This window comes from Streptomyces boninensis, from assembly GCF_048572725.1.
In the GTDB taxonomy this organism is placed as follows: Bacteria; Actinomycetota; Actinomycetes; order Streptomycetales; family Streptomycetaceae; genus Streptomyces; species Streptomyces boninensis.
On record NZ_CP183837.1, the window covers coordinates 4,049,503 to 4,066,167 of the forward strand.

Consider the following 16,665-nt stretch of genomic DNA (forward strand, 5'->3'; position numbering starts at 1 on the left):
GCGGCCCCGAATTCGAGGGCTGGCTGTCGCATCTTAGAACTACCTTCTTCGCATGACCTCACTCGACGTGAAGCGGCAAGCCAAGAAGGCGGGCGCGTAGGTTCGGATCTCCGAAGATCCCTTAGGCCTGGAGAAGGGGGTTGCGCGCCAGACCGAGGACTGCGGGGAGACGGGTGACCGCCACGGCTGGAAGATCAGCAAGGTCTACACCGAGAACGACACCAGCGCGTTCAAGAAGCGTCGCGTCAGCACTGGCGACGGCCGCCACGTCTGGCGAGTTGTCAGGCCCGAGTGGGACAGGATGCTGGCCGACTACGAGGCCGGGGTTATCGACGGGATCATCGTCTACGATCTCGACCGCCTAGCCCGCCAGCCCCGGGACCTAGAAGACCTCATCGACCTTGTGGAGCACCGCCGCCGACCGGTGATCGGTGTGTCCGGCAGCATCGATCTGTTGACCCCTGACGGCCGCACCATGGCCCGGGTCATGGTCGCCATGGCTAACAAGGCGAGCGAGGACACCCGCCGCCGCGTCGCCCGCCAGGGGTCTGCTGCACGGTCGGGTGACATCCGAGGTGGCTTGCCTTCGGGCGGGCTGGGAAGGATGTTGCTGTGCCGAAGCCGTACCCCAAGGAGTTCCGTGACGATGTCGTCCGGGTCGCGCGTGAGCGTGGTCCGGGGGTTTCCGTCGAGCAGGTCGCGAGAGATTTCGGGATCCATGCCGCCACGCTGAACACGTGGCTGCGGACCGCGGAGAAGGACGAGGGAAGGCGTCCTTCGGTCTTGGGTGACGAGCGTGAGGAGCTGAAGGAGTTGCGCCGGCGGAACAAGTTGCTGGAGCAGGAGAACGAGGTGCTGCGGCGGGCTGCGGCGTATTTGTCGCAGGCGCAGATTCCGGGAAAAGGCTCTACCCGCTCGTGAGCGAGCTGGCCGCTGACGGGATTCCCGTGGCGGTCTCGTGCGGGGTCCTCAAGCTCGCCAGGCAGCCGTATTACCGGTGGGTGGAAAACCCAGTCACGCGCTCTGAGTTGGAAGAGGCGTATTTGGCGAACGCGTTGTTCGACGCGCACATCGATGACCCGGAGTTCGGGTACCGGTTCCTCGCCGATGCCGCCCGTGCTGCCGGGTACCGGGCGGCGGAGCGGACGGTGTGGCGGGTGTGCCGGGACAACGGCTGGCGGAGCGTGTTCGGCAAGAAGAAGCAGGCCAAGTCCGGCAGGCCCGGTCCGCCGGCGCACGATGACCTGGTGCGGCGGGACTTCAGCGCCGTACGGGCGAATGCGCTGTGGCTGGCCGACATCACCGAGCACCGCACCGGGGAGGGAGTTCTTTACCTCTGCGCGGTCAAGGACGTCTGGTCACGCAGGATGTCGGTTACTCGATCTCGCATCGCAGGAGATCCGCGCTGGCCGTGGATGCCCTGCGACAGGCCGTGGCCCGCCGGTCCGGATCCGTCGCCGGATGCGTCCTGCATTCCGACCGCGGCGGCCAGTTCCGTTCCAAGAAGCTGAAGGAGGAACTCGACAGGCACGGAATGAAAGGATCGATGGGGAAAGCCGGTGGAGCCGGGGACAATGCCGCGATGGAAAGCTTCTTCTCGCTCCTGCAGAAGAACGTCCTCAACCGGCGTAGCTGGGATTCCCGCGAGGAACTCCGCATCGCGATCGTCACCTGGATCGAACGCACCTATCACCGTCGGCGGCGCCAGATCGCGCTGGGCCGGTTGACGCCCATCGAGTACGAACTGATCATGAAGGAACGCGTCGCGATGGCGGCGTGATCATCTGTCACCTACTCGTGCAGCAGACCCCCCGCCGTCGCCGACTTCAACGGCAAGGTACGTGAAGCGATGGCCCGGCTGGAGGAAGATTAGGGCTACGAGTACCGATAGCACAGGGGCGAAACCGGGTAGGACGGCCCACCGACGGGCTACTGACCTGATCACTCCGTGCCCGTGCAGGTACCAGCACTCATCAAGATTCTTCTGAATCTGGCCGGAATATGAAGCTCCGCATAAGGCTGGCCAGGTGTTCGGAAAACAGCTGAAAATTTTGAGACCCTAGAAACTGAAGGTTAATTACAGCAACATGCTCCCCAGAATTGTCCACCTTCTGAGAAATTGGAACAATGACGCGAAACATCGACATCTCAACCGAGACTGGTTCGCTGGTCGGCGTAAATTCCGCCGATATTTCCTGCAGTTCCTGATGAGCAAGCACCACCGCCGGCCCGCAAGGGAGCTCAAAGACAGAGCGCGTAATACCTCCGCCTACCTGCTGGCCAGCCGCGGCCGAAATGGCCATGACAGCTGTCTTTGAATCCGGAAAAGAAAGGGGATGCGTCCCGACTAGAAGCGCCCCGAAATCGAGGCCATCTCCTACGCCATGCAGATATACACCGGCAAAGAGTGTGCCGCTCAGCTCCAAGGCACGCGAGAACGCATGGAGATTGTTCGCCATTTCCTTCTTCACGGAAGTGGTCGGTGGCGCTGCTGCTTCCTTCAGCCTGACCTCGATCTGATCCTGAGCCTCCGGCAGGCTCAAGCCAATAGGTATACGTTGATATCCATCCGGAACGGTAAATTCGATTCGCGTCATATTCGAAGGCCGCGTCCCCTAGTCACTATCCGGTGGACCCGTGGGATTATTGGGCGGGATACTCGGCGGTGGCGGTGGAGGCTGCACGTTCTCCGCCTGCTGGCGACGATACTGCTCGAGTACTGCTTGATCTCGACTCCGGCGCCGAAGCGTAAGAATTGGCAGTCCAATCGCGGCAAAAACAAAAATTGCCGCCAGGTAGCCCAATACGAGGACAGCTCCAGAGTCATGCCTGTTATACCAAGCCGCAACCACGAGCCCAATAGCAATCGCACCCGGAACCATCCAAAGCGGTGCGACAGTGTTCACGCGAGTTAGCTGTGTATTTAGTTTAGCCTCCGCAACTTCGCCAGGCGTGACCCACGTTCCCCAAGCGTGGAAGGGGCGTGGATGCTGCCCAGGATAGTCAGTCGGTAGAGGGCCCGGTTGGCGTGCATTGATGTTCGCTTGCTCTACGCGTGCGCGCACCTCGGGCGAATCATTGCGGACGAATAGCATTCGGTAAGTCGAACGCGATATCATTTCAGCCGCTACAACATCGTAGCCATGCACGTACGCCAGCGCGTTCACTCGACCGTAATCAGATACCTCAAGACCGTGAAGCTTGACCTCCACCCTCCCTCGACCATCGAATTTACTCCTGATCTCAGAATCTTTCACTGGATACCTTCTGTCAAACGGTCCAAATAGCTGTCGAAACCTTCCCGTTTGCGGGTGAAACCGTGCGCACTTGCTGGGGAAGTGGCTGACCGCCGGCGTCCTACCGTGCAGCGCGGTCCTTCCCGCTTCCCGTCTTCCATGCGTTCTCCAGGGCAACCATCATAGGTCCACCACCTCCAGGAATAAACATCTCAGCCGCCTGCCGCCCGCCGTCCGGCTTGAAGTAGCCGAGCGCTGTAGGGTCGCCGAAGAGTCCCGCCCAGGAATCCACTAGGCCAAAGTTTCCAGCATGGTCGATCGTGGGACCTAGTGCAGTCGAATCAAGCACTTTGCCGCCGACCTTCAAAGCGTCGCCGAAAGGAATAGCGCCAAGTACATCCTGCGCAATGGTGCGATTGGGCACCGCATTCGCGTTGCCGCTCGCCAGTCGCACCGTTCCATGAATTATAAGCGCGACACCGGCAACGGCAGATGACGACGTGAGTACCGCTCCACCAACTAGCGCAAGGGGAGGGAAAATCGGCGACAAGCAACAAGGCCTAGGCCCAGAACTCCCAACATAGCGCTGACAGTCGAGAACACGTCGCCGATTGCTCCGATGGCATAGGCGTGATCTTTGATCCAATCGACGGCATCATCGAATACCGCATTGATCGAGTCAATTTGAATCTCGCTCAACGCCCCGAGCGCCTGTCCCACGGTCTTTACGACATCGCCTATTTTATCCCAGAGTCCTGGCTCATCAGGGGCGATGTCCATGGCCTTGTCGAGCTGATTGGCCACGCGTTCGCCAGCATCGTTGTAGTTCCTCGCGAGCGTCTCAGCTGCACGCCGGATGTTGACTAGTTCGGTATTGGCGGAATCGCGGACCGACCCCCAATGCTTACGCTTGTTCTCAGCTTTCTCCTGATCCTTTCGCTCACTATTCGACTTCGGCGTATCAAAGGGGTTCGCGACCGGTATTTTGCCGAGCTCGTGAGTAGCATGGCCCGCCTTATCTTTCTGGAACTGGGCTTTGGCCTCCAACTTCAGAGCCTCGTCCTGCCAGTTGGGCATGTCCTCCGCCCAATGCGTAAGCGCCCGAGCCGCCTTGACGAAAGACTTCTTAGCGTCCTTCATCTTAGGCTTGAAGTCGTTGTCGAATTTCTCGCGGAAAGCTTCTGCGGCTTGCCCTGTCCAGGCACCTCGACCAGTGCCATCCAGGACATGACATATATCTTCTAGCGCCTTCGCCGTCCTGGCCACCGTTGCTGCTACGGTCTCGGCGGTTCCAGGATGCCCAGGGCAGGGAACGAAGCCTAGGGCAGGAAATCGCTCTTTGAGCGAGTACTTGCCATGGGTTATTCGATGGATCAAACACGTGTGAACCCCGTATTCTTCAGCTTCACGCTTCGACGTACCTAGGTGGTTCGGCCGGCCGGTCCAATGCCTTAGCCAACTTCGTGTCCACCTCATCGAAACTGCGCTTGATGTGATCCAGTTCCTTGGCCGCAGAGTCGGAGAAGTTGGTCAGCTGCTTGATCCCGTAGGACCATTCATCGCCGAAATCATCCATCTTGCTGGCCAGTTCGTATACCCCCATGGCCTCGCCGGACACGTCCTCCATCTCACGCCCCGGCTTCTCCATCAACTCCCGTATCCGGCGCAGACTGTTCCGTGTCTGCATGAGGAACTCGTAATCGATGATGAGATCACTCATAGCTACCCCTACCCCTTGGCGTGACTAGTCAGCGAACCACGGTCTGCACTTCCTTGACGGTCACCGCTTGTTTGGCCTCGAAGACTCCGTCGGGGAGGTCGCCTCCGGTGTCCTGCGATCCGTTCCAGTGGATCTCCCAGGTGATGGACGCCGTCATCTGATACGGGCCGGAATGGTCCGAGGACCGGGTGTAGGTAATCCCGCATGGCGGCGTCTTGTCGGCGTCGCCGCGGTGGTGAGGCTCGCCGATACTGCCGTCTTCGTTGATCGGGCACTCACCCGAAGCAGGGTGAACCACCGCGTCGTCGGTACCAGGCTCCAGATGCAGGCTCTTTGGGGTTGCGGTCGTGGTAGCCCACAGTCCGGTGCCGGGAAGTTCAGCTTTGACATCTACCTTCTGGAACGTGCCCGGCTTCTGCCAGATCCAGGAGGCCAGATTGACCTTCGCAGAATCAGGCTTAGGGTTCATCTGCACCTCGGTCTTCGGGACCTTAATGCTGTCGTAGGCGTAGCCGGCCAACGTCTTGGGGTCGACCGCCTCGGGGACTGGGGCCTTCTCGCCTTCATCGACCCAGAACATGATTTCCTCACACTCCATGGGGTCGATCTCATCCTCCCGGTATGGATTGACGACCGAGCGCCACCACATGCCCTCACCTTGCTTGTCGAGGTTGTAGTTCTTAGCGCCGTCTCCGTCTTTGTCGTCTCGGAAGTGCTGATGCATGAGGTCTTTGCCCCAGGAGAGATACTTTGTTACATGAACAAGATTGCTGCCCGGTCGAATTTTGTCGACAGCCTTCTCCAATTGCTGCGGCGTCGCTACGGGTTCGTACCAGCACGGGGTGGGGTCCAGTTGGTGTTGACCGGCGTGACGGGCTCGCCCTCCCCGGCAGCGCTGGACGAAGAGTGGATTACTGCTCTGGTGCTCACTCCAGCGTTGATCTCAGGTCCGTCCGCCCCGCCCTTGGTGCCGCCCCCAGGAACCGTCGGACCCGCTACGGCGGCAGGAGCTGACAGCAAGACCATCGTCGTTGAACACGCCAGCCCCAGCGCGACGGCTGTAATTCGAGCTACCCTCACTGGGTTACCCCCCGACTGTCGCATCCACCTTCCTTGCTCGCCACGCTGACAACCTGCCAGACGTTATCGTTCCTCTGCAGACCTTCGCTGTAGCGCGTGTACGAGTTCGGCTTTGCAGCAGAGAGGACCTTGCCGCTCTGCCGTTCCAGGGACGCGACCTTGCTTTCGTCCGCACAGAACACGATCGATGCACGATTGCCCTTGACCGCTACCTTGGGAGGAAGGTAGCGAGTGGTGCCCTTGACTGTGGCACCTGCCTTCTTAAAGCCACCGATGTACTTCTGCACGTCGGACCAGGCCCCAGTGCCTTTCATGTGGTAGATCGCGACAAATTTCGAGTCGGGATTGGCAGGATTCTGAGTCAGCGCTTCGTAGGTCGCACGTTCTGCCTGCGCGCCCGAATCAAGTACCGCCTGCTCCTTGGGGTCATCGGACTTCCAGCTCTCGAAGACCAGCTTCATGCTGCTGGGCAGCTTGATCTCCGGTTCCCCAGGAGCCGTGCTCGGCGGAGCTGTGGTCTTCGCCGGCGAGGACTTGGCCCCCTCGATCTTGTCGTCCGCTTGTCCGCTATCCCCCGTGCCACACCCTGTGAGAACGAGCGTTGCGATGGCAGTTGTAGCAGCGGCTTGCACGGTGTGGCGGACCACGAGCTTCTCCCCCAGTTGCGACGGTGGTTTCGGGTGCCTCACGTTACCGTTTCGACGTGATCCGCCGCCACTGGGCCTTGATGCTGCTGGGTCGATGAGTTTCCGCATCGTGAGATAGGCCAGGTACTGCGTGTCGTTGAGTCGCCACCCCTATCCCTACTCGTCCAAGAGTCCGCGCATGGCGACGTTATTGAGCGGATCTCATCGCGGAGGGTGAGGGTGAACGGAGCGGCAGATGGTCGCCCCGTACCCGTGACGCGGCGAAGCTTCTCGTTATGTTGCCGGGAGCGACAGCCACCCGGCAACATAACGAGAAGCTTCGTTGCGTGAGGAAGCTGGCCAACGGACAAGCCACCGCAGCTCCATTACCTGCGCGTTTACAAGATCGGATCAAGCTTTTAAGGTTCCTGGGCTACCAGGGACGCCAGTCACGCGGCGCATCGTCATCCCGGAGTCCAGCGATACGGCGCCGGTACTCCGCCGCAACGCTCTCACTCTCCGCCACGTTCTGCATGAGCCAAGTGGTCATCGAGAATTCCTGGATTCCCCGCTGTGTCGCGTATCCATGCCAGTCGTAGAGGTCCCGCCCGTAGGCGCTCACGAAGTCCGCATACTGTTCGTCCGTCTGCCAGCCCAGGCTGTGATGTTCCACCGTCGTGACCATCAGATCCCATTCCGGCTGATCAAAACAGAAGCCCTCGAAGTCGATCAGGATCACTTGCCCGCGCTCGTTCACCATGAGGTTCTGTACATGCGCATCCCCATGGACAGGCCCCTTGGTCGACTCAAATCGGAGATCTGCGTACTTGTCGCGAAGTTCCCGTTCCCGCTTCCGAAGAAACTTTTTGTCATCGTCCGGAATCACCGCCAGGTCGAGCCGCAGTTCCGACTTGTCGAACGGCTCGTACGACGGCAGCTCCAGGCCGGCTGGCAACGTCAGGGAGTGGAGATCCCGCAGGATGGCCCCGAGCTCACCGTAGGTGGCTTTTCTGTCTCCCTCTACGATCAGGTGCCAGAAGGTCACCGGGAACCCATCGATGGACAGCGGTTGCTCCAGATCATCGATGATCCGAGTAGCCGGAAACCCTTCATCAGTCAGCCAGCGCGAAACGGCAACCTCGGTGCGCGACTTCGACATCCACTCCGGCCCACGTGCCACCCGCACGATGACCGGGGCCGAAGCCAGTCGGAACAACGCGTTCTCACCGAAGCGGATCAACTCCGCCCCGCTCGCCTCCAGTCCAGCGGACCGGCAGGCCGCAGCCATCACCCGCGTCGCAGACCCCGAAGTGAACCCCTCTGCCGATGGCTGAGCATCCTGAGACGCCATGCCGGAACCAGCTCCCCTAATCGCGCGCGATCAACCAGCGCACGCCACATGGGTGACCAAACCCAGCGCCCGCCGGACACGCACTCGACAGTACCGACGGAACTCAGCCCGTACGAGGGGGCTGAGAGATCAGTCGCCAGGCAGAACGGATGCGATACCGGTCGGGCAGGAGCAGCACGCGCCATTTCTTCTCAAGGTACTTATGAGATTCGCTTGCTGGCTGACCAATCACGGCCCGATGGCCGTGGAGGCCCTCGTACGGCACGGGCAGGCGGGCGTCGTGCACCGCTGGGTGGACGCGTACCAGGGGCGGCTGGAGGAGCTGCCTGGCCCGGGCGAGCGGATCACCCAGGAGACCTGGCGGGAGGCGCTCGGCGACCCGAAGCGGCTCGGCGACTGGCCCGTCTTCTTTACGGAGCGCCTGGCCGAGGCCCCGTGGCGGGACGTGCTGGCCGCCTGGTGGCCGCGGCTGCTGCCGGGGCTCGCGGGCGGCGCGACGCATGTGGTGATCCGTACCGGACACGCGGTCCGGGCGCTGCTGGACGAGGAGGCGGCGGGGCGGGCCCCGTCCGCGCCGCGGGTCGCGGAGCTGGCGCACGCGCTGGCGTACTGGGCCGCGCGCTACTGGGCGCTGCCGGTGACGGCGGTGCCCGGCGGCGCGACGACCGCGGCGGACGCGCTGGCGGCGGTGCCGCAGATCCCGGATCCCACCGTGTTCGGCATCCACATGCGCTTCGCGCAGTTGCCGGAGACGCCGGGCTTCACGGACACGCTGACCGCGCTGCGCCCCGCGTCCTCGCCGGAGGAGGCGGCGGCGCTGCTCACGGAGGTGGTGCGGGCCGCCACGCACCGCTACGGGTCGTACGTCCACGGCAACGCGGTGATGCTCGTCCACTCCGCCACCGCCCCGAACGCGGTCCTGCGGACGCTGCCCGCGCTCCCCCGCGAGCTGTGGGCGCCGAGCTACGCGGCCGCGTGGGCGGCGAGCGCGGCCGTCACGGCGATGTACCGGCCGGCGGAGGCCGCCGTGGTCGAGGAGGCCGCCCCGGACCCCGACGAGCTCTTCGCGCGGGTCGCGGAGCATGGCGACGAGCATGCGATCAAGTTCGTCGACACGGCGCTCGACGTCGGAGACGAGGCGGCTCTGGCCGCGGGCGTACGGGCCGTGGAGATGATCGACCCGCTGTGACCTGGCGCCTGGCTACGGCTTGCGGGCCACCAGGCCGTACTGGGGCACCTCGGGGGCGTCCTTCCAGGCGCCCTCGGCGCGCCAGCGGGCGCAGGAGACGATGCCGGGGTCCAGCAGCTCCAGGCCGTCCAGCGCCAGCTCCGCGAGGGCGGTGCGGTCGCGGGGGTGGCCGGGGGTGGTGGTGCTGGCGTTCCAGTGCTCCAGGGCGGCTGTGCTGACGGTGTCCGAGTATTCGTACGTGCCGTGGGCGATGGCCAGATGGCTGCCGGACGGGACGGCGTCCATGATCGTGCCGACCGTGCGGCGGACTTCCTCGTCGTCGAAGAAGTGCAGGACGCTGAGCATCGTTACGGCCACGGGCCGCTCGAAGTCCAGGGTCACCCCGGCGGCCGCCAGCACCTCCTCCGGCGCGCGGGCATCCACGTGCGCGTACTGCGTGGCGCCCTCGGGCGTGGAGGTGAGCAGGGCGCGGGCGTGGGCCAGGACGAGGGGGTCGTTGTCCACGTACACGATGCGGGCGTCGGGCGCGATCGCCTGGGCCACCTCGTGGGTGTTGCCCTCGCTGGGCAGGCCCGTACCGACGTCTAGAAACTGGCGGATGCCCGCCTCGGCCGCGAGATAGGTGATCGCGCGGCGCAGGAATGCGCGGCTGGCGCGGGCCATCTGCGGGAAGACGGGGACGAATTCCGCCATCTGGTCGCCGAGGGCGCGGTCGGAGGCGTAGTTGTCCTTGCCGCCGAGCCAGTAGTTCCAGACGCGGGCGTTGTGGGGGACGGTGGGGTCCACCGCGGGGATGTCGGCCACGGCGCACATCATGCCGGAAAGTCGCTCAAGTGTGCCCGTACAAAGGGGAGTTGGCGCCAGTACGCGGGAAGGCCCCGTCCCGCACCGGTCGGTGCGGGACGGGGCCTCAGGCATCCCTCATGCCATCCGGCTCGGTGAGCCGTTCAGTGCGCCATCACCGGGACCTGGTCCTCGGCGCCCTCCGTGGCGGAGTCGCCCGAACCGCCGGCGACGGTGCCGCTCTGGCCCTTCGCGGTCACGAACACCGCGGTGATCGCGGCCGAGAGGAGCAGCGCGCCGACCGCCCACCAGATGGCGGTGGAGTAGCCGTGCACCGCGGCGGCGTTGGTGAAGCCCTCGCGGCCCAGGGTCCGCGCCTCGGCGGCGTGGGACGCCACCCAGGAGGTGGTGGCCGAGGCGGCGATGGTGTTCAGCAGCGCGGTGCCGATGGCGCCGCCGACCTGCTGCGAGGTGTTGATCATCGCCGAGGCGACGCCCGCGTCCCGCGGCTCGACGCCGATGGTGGCGAGGGACATCGCCGGCATGAACGCCGTACCCATGCCGAGACCCAGCAGCAGCAGCGACGGGAGCACGTGGGCCGCGTAGCTCGTGCCCGGCTCGATCTGGGTCAGCAGACCCATGCCGACCGCGGCGACCAGGAAGCCCGGCGCCATCAGCAGGCGCGGCGGGACCCGGGTCATCAGGCGGGCGCCGATCTGCGTGGAGCCCACGATCATGCCCGCGATCATCGGCAGGAAGGCCAGACCGGTCTTGACCGGGCTGAAGCTCTGCACGACCTGCAGGAAGTAGGTCAGGAACAGGAAGGTGCCGAACATCGCGATGACCGCGATGCCAAGCCCGAGGTACACGCCACCGCGGTTGCGGTCGAGGATGACGCGCAGCGGCAGCAGCGGGTGCTTGACCCGGGACTCGAGGACCACGAAGGCGGCCAGCAGCACCGCGGAGGCGATGAACATGCCGACGGTCAGCCCGTCCGACCAGCCGCTGGACTCGGCGCGGGTGAAGCCGTAGACCAGCGCGACCAGACCGCTGGTGGCCAGCAGCACGCCGGGGACGTCCAGGCCTGCCCGGTTACGGGTGCCCTTGGGCTCGTGGATTACGAAGACCGCGCCGAGCACGGCGATGATCGCGAACGGGATGTTCACGAAGAACGTCCAGCGCCAGTCCAGGTACTCGGTGAGCAGACCACCGAGGATCAGGCCGATACCACCACCGGCACCGGCGATGGCGCCGTAAATACCGAAGGCCTTGGCGCGCTCCTTGCCGTCGGTGAACATGACGGCGAGCAGCGACAGCGCGGCGGGCGCGAGCAGCGCGCCGAAGACGCCCTGCGCGGCACGGGCGGTGAGCATCATCGCCTCGTTGGTGGCGGCGCCGCCGACGGCGGAGGCCACGGCGAAGCCGATGAGGCCGGTCGTGAAGGCCTTCTTACGTCCCCAGAGGTCGGCTATGCGGCCGCCGAAGAGCAGCAGACCACCGAAGGCCAGGGCGTACGCGGTGATGACCCACTGGCGGTTGGCATCGGAGATGCCGAGGTCCTGCTGTGCCGTGGGGAGCGCGATGTTCACGATGGTCGCGTCGAGCACCACCATGAGCTGCGCGACGGCGATGAAGGCCAGGGCCTTCCAGCGCCGTGGATCCGCCTTTGGCGGAGTTTGTGCCTCAATTTCGGACATGAGGGGCCTATCTGTGATTGCGGAGTGGAAAAACTGAGTGAAAGAACTGAGTGAGTGAACTGTGACAACGGCTCCTGGCAGGAGCGCTAGTCCGATTCAGGGTCTCGTTTCTGCCTGAGGTCCTCGAGGGTCGCGGCATGCCCGGGCAGCACCGACCGGGCGGGGGCCTGCAGTCCGTCGAGGAACAGCTGCAGGTGCCGGCTGACGAACTGGTCGAAGCCGACACAGTCGGAGCCGGGCAGCGGCCTGGTCAGCTGGGACAGCGCGACCATCAGGTCGCCCACGGCTACGTCGCCGCGGAGCTGCCCGGCCTCCTTAGCCCGGTCCATCAGGCGCACGATCGCCCGGTCGAGCCGGTCGTGGGTGTCGGCGAGCGGCGGGGCGCCCTTGTCGAAACCCTCGGCCAGCAGCGGGCAGAGCGAGCCGATCCGCTCGTCCGCGGCCCTGAGCACGAAGCGCCGGAGCGCCTCGAAGGGGTGGTCCACCTCGTCGTGGGCCGACTCGGCCTCCTCGGCGATGCGCTCCATGGAGTGCAGCATCACCGCCAGGAGCAGGTCGCGGCGGCCGTCGAAGTGCCGGTAGACCGTCGCATTGCCGACCCCGGCCCGGCGGGCGACCTCGTCGAGCGGCACATCGGTGCCGTACTCGACCAGGGCCTGGCGGGCGGCCTCGACGATGCGCTGCCGGTTCCGGGAGGCGTCGCGCCGCGATGCGCGCTGCCGCGGGAGTGCGGTGTCCGTGCTCATGGTGCGACTCCTCTCGTACGGGTCGTACGGTCTCGTGTGAACCGAAGCGGGGACCGGATCCCCGTTTCGCCAACGCCTTCCTAAACGGGGACGCGCTCCCCGGTTATTTCGCCTGACGGGTGTGATGCGCGTCACCTAGCCCAGAGCGATAGCTTGGACACTGATCGCACCTATGCACAGGAGGCAGTGAAGATGGCAACCACTCGCACCGCGCAGACCCACTGGGAAGGCAATCTCCTCGAGGGCAAGGGCACCGTCACGCTCGACTCCTCGAAGCTCGGCTCTTACGACGTGAGCTGGCCGGCCCGCTCCGAGGAGCCCGGCGGGAAGACCAGCCCGGAGGAGCTCATCGCCGCGGCGCACTCGTCCTGCTACTCGATGGCCTTCAGCCACGGCCTGGCCGGCAAGGGCTACACCGTCGAGCAGGTGGACACCCAGGCCGATGTCACCTTCCAGCCGGGTGAGGGCATCACGGGCATCAAGCTGACCGTCAAGGCCAAGGTGCCCGGCCTGTCGGAGGAGGACTTCCAGGCGGCCGCGGCCGACGCGAAGGCCAACTGCCCGGTCAGCCAGGCCCTGGCCGGGGTGAAGAACATCACGCTGGACGCACAACTGCTGCCGTAAGAGACGGCTTTGGGGCGGCCGGGGCGCTTGAGCGCCTCGGCCGCCCTTTGCGTGCCCTATTGCCGCCGCAGCCCCCGCAGCAGCACCGCGATCATGCGCCGCGGGTCGTAACGCGGGTCCTCATTGCCGCCGACGCACAGATTGCCGATGGCGCGCAGCAGCTCGTACGGCTCGACTCCGGGCCGGACTTCGCCGGCCTCCTCCGCCGCGGCGAGCAGCCGCTGAGCGACCGGCAGCAAGCTGTCCAGGAAGTACGTGTGCAGGGCGCCGAAGCCCGCCGCGTCCGACTGCATCGCGTCGGCCAGGCCGTGCTTGGTGACCAGGAAGTCCACGAAGAGATCGATCCACTCCCGCAGCGCCTCGAAGGGCGAACCGGCGCTCGCCAGCAGCCGCGGACCGGCCTCGACGCACTCCTCGACCTGATGCCGGAAGACCGCCACCACCAGGTCGGCGCGGGTCGGGAAGTGCCGGTAGATCGTCGCCGTACCAACACCCGCCTTTGTGGCGATGCGCCGGATCGGGGCGTCGACGCCCGCCTCCACGAAGACCTCCGCGGCGGCCGCCAGGAGCTTCTCCTGATTGCGCACCGCGTCGGCGCGCTTGCCGCGGGCGGGCTGCTGGGGTGCGGGGGGCACGCGGGCTCCTTCCGGTACGGGCCGTCGCCGTCACGTGGAACATTACCCGGATTGTCGAAACGGGACAGCGTCCCGTATCGTCAAACGGGACATCGTACCGTTTCCCTTCTGGAGGCCTGTCCATGTCCACCACCACCGCCGTCCCGCTTCTCTCGTACGCCCCCGTGACACTGCCCATCCCCGGGCGCCCGGCGGAGCTGCAGCTGCGCGTCACGGCCCCCGAGCACGGCGACGAGCTGCCCGTGATCGTCCTGTCCCACGGCCACGGCCCGTCGCACCACCTGTCCTCGATGAACGGCTACCAGCCCCTTGCCACCCTCTGGGCGCAGCAGGGCTTCGCCGTCATCCAGCCCACGCATCTCAGCTCGCGCACCCTCAGCCACCTGTGGGAGGGCGATCCGCGGGCCCCGTTCTATGCGCGCGAGCGCGCCGAGGACATCTCGCATGTGCTCGACCACCTCGACGAGATCGAGAAGACCGTGCCGCTGCTGGCCGGCCGGCTCGACCGGGAGGCGGTCGCCCTCGCCGGGCACTCGCTCGGCGGCTTCACCACAGCGATGATCCTGGGCGCGCGGACGGTCGAGCCGGACACCGGGGAGGTGCTGAGCCACCCCGAACCCCGCGTGAAGCAGGGCGTCTTGCTGGCAGCCCCCGGGCGGGGCGGCGACGCCCTGAACGGGCCGATGGCGCCCCAGGTCCCGATCATGCGGGGAATGGACTTCTCCACGATGACGCGGCCCGCGCTGGTCGTGGCCGGCGACAAGGACGACTCCCCGCACTTCACGGACATGGGCCCGGCCTGGCACTACGACCCGTACCACCTGGCGCCCGGGCCGAAGACGCTGCTGACGCTCTTCGACCTGGAGCACGGCCTCGGCGGGATCGCCGGATACGACGCGGCCGAGACCACGGACGAGAGCCCCGAGCGGCTGGCTGCGCTGGCCCGGTTGACCGGGGCTTATCTGCGCAGCGCGCTGCGCCCCGGTGACAGCGCGTGGCGGGACGCGCAGGAGGAGCTGCTCACCGGCCCTGATGCGTACGGAACGGTCGAGTCCAAGTGAGCGAGGAGACAGCTGAGATGGCACACCGACAGCACCCCATCGGGTCGGGGTTCACCGCGGCGTCGACGGCCGCCGAGGTGCTCGCGGGGGTGGATCTGAGCGGCACGTACGCCATCGTCACGGCCGGGCATGCCGGGATCGGCCGGGAGGTCACGCGGGCGCTGGCTGCTGCCGGTGCGCGGGTGACGGTGGGGGCGCGGGACGCGGGGCGGGCCGAGGAGGGGCTCGCGGGGCTGGTGGCTGAAGGTGCCGCGGCGGGCGTCGAGGTCGGGCAGCTGGATCTGCTGGATCCGGCATCTGTGGACGGCTTCGTCGGCCGATGGCTCGCCGCTGACCGGCCGCTGCACATGCTCATCAACTGCGCGGGGCTGCCGGTTCCCGCGACACGGGAGTGCGATGCGCGCGGCTATGAGGCGCAGTTCGCCGTCAACCATCTGGGCCACTTCCAGCTGACCCGCGGGCTGCACGCGGCGCTGCGGGCGGCGCGGGGTGCGCGGGTCGTGAACGTCTCCTCCGGCGCCCAGCGGTTCGGCGAGATCCGGTGGGACGACCTGCACTTCGACTCCGGCTACGACCCGCTGGCGGCCTACGCGCAGTCCAAGCTCGCGAACGTGCTGCACGCGGTCGAGCTCGACCGCCGCTGGGCGGGCGACGGCATCCGCGGCTATGCCGCCCACCCGGGCGTCATCGTCGGCACCGCCCTGAACAGCGCGGCCGGAGCCGAGTCGCTGCGCGAGCAGGGGCTGATCGACGAGGCCGGCCGCCCCGTCATCGACCCCGAGCTGGGGAAGAAGACGCCGCAGCAAGGCGCGGGCACGATCGCCTTCGGCGCGGCCAGCCCGCTCCTCGACGGGATCGGGGGCGTCTATCTCAAGGACTGCGACGTGTCGCGTCTGGACGACGAGCCGCGGCCGCTGACGGCGGACAGCGTGCCGTCCGAGGCGACGTCACGGGCGATCGACCCGGTGTCGGCGGAGCGGCTTTGGGCGGTCAGCGAGCGGCTGCTCTGACGGCTCTGATCGCTACGGCTTGCGTGCCACCAGGCCGTACTGGGGGACCTCCGGGGCCGTGCGCCAGTAGTCGTCGTCTTCGGCACGCCAGCGGGCGCAGGAGACGATGCCGGGTTCCAGCAGCTCCAGGCCGTCGAGCATCAGGTCGGTGAGGAGGGAGCGGTCGCGGAGGTGGATGGGGGTGGGGCTGTTGGTGTTCCAGTGCTCCAGGGCGGTGGCGTCCTCGGTGCCTGAGTATTCCCAGGTGGCGTGGGCTACGGCCAGGTAGCTGCCGGGGGGCATCGCATCCATGATCGTACGGACGGTGCGGCTGAGCTCGGCGTCCTCGAAGAAGTGCAGGATGCTGAGCATCGTCACGGCGACGGGCCGGGTGAGGTCCAGGGTCTTCGCGGCGGCTTCCAGGACCTTGTCCGGTTCGCGGGCGTCGACGTGGGCGTACTGCGTGTCGCCCTCGGGGGTGGAGGTGAGCAGGGCGCGGGCGTGGGCGAGGACGAGGGGGTCGTTGTCCACGTAGACGATGCGGGCGTCGGGCGCGATCGCCTGGGCCACCTCGTGGGTGTTGCCCTCGCTGGGCAGGCCCGTGCCTATGTCGAGGAACTGGCGTATGCCCGCCTCGCCTGCGAGGTGCGTGACCGCGCGGCGCAGGAAGGCGCGGTCCGAGCGCGCGAGTTGCGGCAGCACCGGGAGGAGCTCGGCCATCTGGTCGGCGAAGGCCCGGTCTACGGCGTAGTTGTCCTTGCCGCCGAGCCAGTAGTTCCAGACGCGGGCGTTGTGGGGGCGGGTGGGGTCCACCTTGTCGTGTGCCACGAGTGACATCATGCCGGATTTCGTTCAAGTGTGCGCACGCAACCGGGGGTTGCAGGTTGCCGCCGACGCGAGTCCTGCTCGGTGCAGGTTGCGTCGGCGG

General features: G+C 66.1%; 16 protein-coding genes and 2 pseudogenes. 6 read left to right on the plus strand and 12 right to left on the minus strand.

The features are described from left to right. Positions 1 to 106 precede the first annotated feature (106 nt). Positions 107 to 547: pseudogene (locus ACNNMR_RS18345) on the plus strand (recombinase family protein); the annotation flags it as partial. Between the two features lie 65 nt (positions 548 to 612). Further along, positions 613 to 1,780: pseudogene (locus ACNNMR_RS18350) on the plus strand (IS3 family transposase). A 193-nt stretch (positions 1,781 to 1,973) separates the two neighbouring features. Here ACNNMR_RS18350 and ACNNMR_RS18355 read toward each other — a convergent pair. The 7 genes from ACNNMR_RS18355 to ACNNMR_RS18385 all read right to left on the minus strand — a co-directional run bounded on the left by ACNNMR_RS18355 (position 1,974) and on the right by ACNNMR_RS18385 (position 8,013). Next, positions 1,974 to 2,597 carry a hypothetical protein gene (locus ACNNMR_RS18355; RefSeq protein ID WP_419995706.1) on the minus strand — a complete coding sequence of 208 codons (624 nt, stop codon included), beginning with the start codon at positions 2,595 to 2,597 and terminating at the stop codon, positions 1,974 to 1,976. 760 nt (positions 2,598 to 3,357) lie between these two features. After that, a complete protein-coding gene (locus ACNNMR_RS18360) occupies positions 3,358 to 3,690 on the minus strand; it encodes a hypothetical protein (protein ID WP_419995707.1) in 333 nt (110 codons plus the stop codon). 65 nt (positions 3,691 to 3,755) lie between these two features. After that, positions 3,756 to 4,712 carry a WXG100 family type VII secretion target gene (locus ACNNMR_RS18365; protein WP_419995708.1) on the minus strand — a complete coding sequence of 319 codons (957 nt, stop codon included), beginning with the start codon at positions 4,710 to 4,712 and terminating at the stop codon, positions 3,756 to 3,758. After that, positions 4,642 to 4,956: a hypothetical protein gene (locus ACNNMR_RS18370; protein ID WP_419995709.1), complete on the minus strand. Its 315-nt coding sequence runs from the start codon at positions 4,954 to 4,956 to the stop codon at positions 4,642 to 4,644. Before ACNNMR_RS18370 ends, ACNNMR_RS18365 begins: the two co-directional genes overlap by 71 nt. Positions 4,957 to 4,984: 28 nt before the next feature. After that, a complete protein-coding gene (locus tag ACNNMR_RS18375) occupies positions 4,985 to 5,761 on the minus strand; it encodes a hypothetical protein (protein WP_419995710.1) in 777 nt (258 codons plus the stop codon). 271 nt (positions 5,762 to 6,032) lie between these two features. Further along, a complete protein-coding gene (locus tag ACNNMR_RS18380) occupies positions 6,033 to 6,683 on the minus strand; it encodes a hypothetical protein (RefSeq protein WP_419995711.1) in 651 nt (216 codons plus the stop codon). A 412-nt stretch (positions 6,684 to 7,095) separates the two neighbouring features. Continuing rightward, on the minus strand, positions 7,096 to 8,013 hold the full coding sequence (locus ACNNMR_RS18385; protein WP_419995712.1) for a phosphotransferase enzyme family protein: 918 nt from the start codon (positions 8,011 to 8,013) through the stop codon (positions 7,096 to 7,098). A gap of 202 nt (positions 8,014 to 8,215) precedes the next feature. Here ACNNMR_RS18385 and ACNNMR_RS18390 point away from each other — a divergent pair, with 202 nt between their 5' ends. After that, positions 8,216 to 9,202 (plus strand): questin oxidase family protein, encoded by a 987-nt coding sequence (locus ACNNMR_RS18390; protein WP_419995713.1) that lies wholly within the window; start codon positions 8,216 to 8,218, stop codon positions 9,200 to 9,202. Positions 9,203 to 9,214: 12 nt separating this feature from the next. On the opposite strand, the gene ACNNMR_RS18395 is transcribed toward ACNNMR_RS18390, so the two are convergent. The 3 genes from ACNNMR_RS18395 to ACNNMR_RS18405 form a co-directional block, all read right to left on the minus strand. Beyond that, positions 9,215 to 10,006: an SAM-dependent methyltransferase gene (locus tag ACNNMR_RS18395; protein WP_419995714.1), complete on the minus strand. Its 792-nt coding sequence runs from the start codon at positions 10,004 to 10,006 to the stop codon at positions 9,215 to 9,217. A gap of 143 nt (positions 10,007 to 10,149) precedes the next feature. Beyond that, on the minus strand, positions 10,150 to 11,682 hold the full coding sequence (locus ACNNMR_RS18400) for an MFS transporter (protein ID WP_419995715.1): 1,533 nt from the start codon (positions 11,680 to 11,682) through the stop codon (positions 10,150 to 10,152). An 86-nt stretch (positions 11,683 to 11,768) separates the two neighbouring features. After that, positions 11,769 to 12,428 carry a TetR/AcrR family transcriptional regulator gene (locus tag ACNNMR_RS18405; RefSeq protein WP_419995716.1) on the minus strand — a complete coding sequence of 220 codons (660 nt, stop codon included), beginning with the start codon at positions 12,426 to 12,428 and terminating at the stop codon, positions 11,769 to 11,771. Positions 12,429 to 12,620: 192 nt separating this feature from the next. Here ACNNMR_RS18405 and ACNNMR_RS18410 point away from each other — a divergent pair, with 192 nt between their 5' ends. Next, the gene (locus tag ACNNMR_RS18410; protein WP_419995717.1) at positions 12,621 to 13,052 is read left to right on the plus strand and encodes an OsmC family protein; all 432 of its coding nucleotides are present in this window, start codon (positions 12,621 to 12,623) and stop codon (positions 13,050 to 13,052) included. A gap of 56 nt (positions 13,053 to 13,108) precedes the next feature. Here the strand turns inward: ACNNMR_RS18410 and ACNNMR_RS18415 are convergent, their stop codons facing one another. Continuing rightward, complete coding sequence (locus tag ACNNMR_RS18415) at positions 13,109 to 13,687, minus strand: TetR/AcrR family transcriptional regulator (RefSeq protein ID WP_419995718.1); 579 nt, start codon at positions 13,685 to 13,687, stop codon at positions 13,109 to 13,111. A gap of 122 nt (positions 13,688 to 13,809) precedes the next feature. Between ACNNMR_RS18415 and ACNNMR_RS18420 the strand changes: the two genes are divergently transcribed. After that, positions 13,810 to 14,748, plus strand: coding sequence for an alpha/beta hydrolase family protein (locus ACNNMR_RS18420; protein ID WP_419995719.1), 939 nt, complete (start codon positions 13,810 to 13,812; stop codon positions 14,746 to 14,748). Between the two features lie 17 nt (positions 14,749 to 14,765). Further along, entirely contained in the window at positions 14,766 to 15,758 is a 993-nt protein-coding gene (locus ACNNMR_RS18425; RefSeq protein ID WP_419995720.1) for an SDR family NAD(P)-dependent oxidoreductase, read from the plus strand. Between the two features lie 12 nt (positions 15,759 to 15,770). Here ACNNMR_RS18425 and ACNNMR_RS18430 read toward each other — a convergent pair whose 3' ends face one another. Further along, positions 15,771 to 16,565, minus strand: a complete 795-nt coding sequence (locus tag ACNNMR_RS18430) for an SAM-dependent methyltransferase (RefSeq protein WP_419995721.1) — start codon at positions 16,563 to 16,565, stop codon at positions 15,771 to 15,773. Positions 16,566 to 16,665 lie beyond the last annotated feature (100 nt).

Excerpts from the sequence above, each read along its gene's own strand:
- ACNNMR_RS18370 (WP_419995709.1), bottom strand. The coding sequence starts at position 4,956 with ATGAGTGATCTCATCATCGATTACGAGTTCCTCATGCAGACACGGAAC.
- ACNNMR_RS18420 (WP_419995719.1), top strand. The coding sequence starts at position 13,810 with ATGTCCACCACCACCGCCGTCCCGCTTCTCTCGTACGCCCCCGTGACA.
- ACNNMR_RS18355 (WP_419995706.1), bottom strand. The coding sequence starts at position 2,597 with ATGACGCGAATCGAATTTACCGTTCCGGATGGATATCAACGTATACCT.
- ACNNMR_RS18410 (WP_419995717.1), top strand. The coding sequence starts at position 12,621 with ATGGCAACCACTCGCACCGCGCAGACCCACTGGGAAGGCAATCTCCTC.
- ACNNMR_RS18365 (WP_419995708.1), bottom strand. The coding sequence starts at position 4,712 with ATGAGGTGGACACGAAGTTGGCTAAGGCATTGGACCGGCCGGCCGAAC.
- ACNNMR_RS18405 (WP_419995716.1), bottom strand. The coding sequence starts at position 12,428 with ATGAGCACGGACACCGCACTCCCGCGGCAGCGCGCATCGCGGCGCGAC.
- ACNNMR_RS18390 (WP_419995713.1), top strand. The coding sequence starts at position 8,216 with ATGAGATTCGCTTGCTGGCTGACCAATCACGGCCCGATGGCCGTGGAG.
- ACNNMR_RS18400 (WP_419995715.1), bottom strand. The coding sequence starts at position 11,682 with ATGTCCGAAATTGAGGCACAAACTCCGCCAAAGGCGGATCCACGGCGC.
- ACNNMR_RS18425 (WP_419995720.1), top strand. The coding sequence starts at position 14,766 with ATGGCACACCGACAGCACCCCATCGGGTCGGGGTTCACCGCGGCGTCG.
- ACNNMR_RS18385 (WP_419995712.1), bottom strand. The coding sequence starts at position 8,013 with ATGGCGTCTCAGGATGCTCAGCCATCGGCAGAGGGGTTCACTTCGGGG.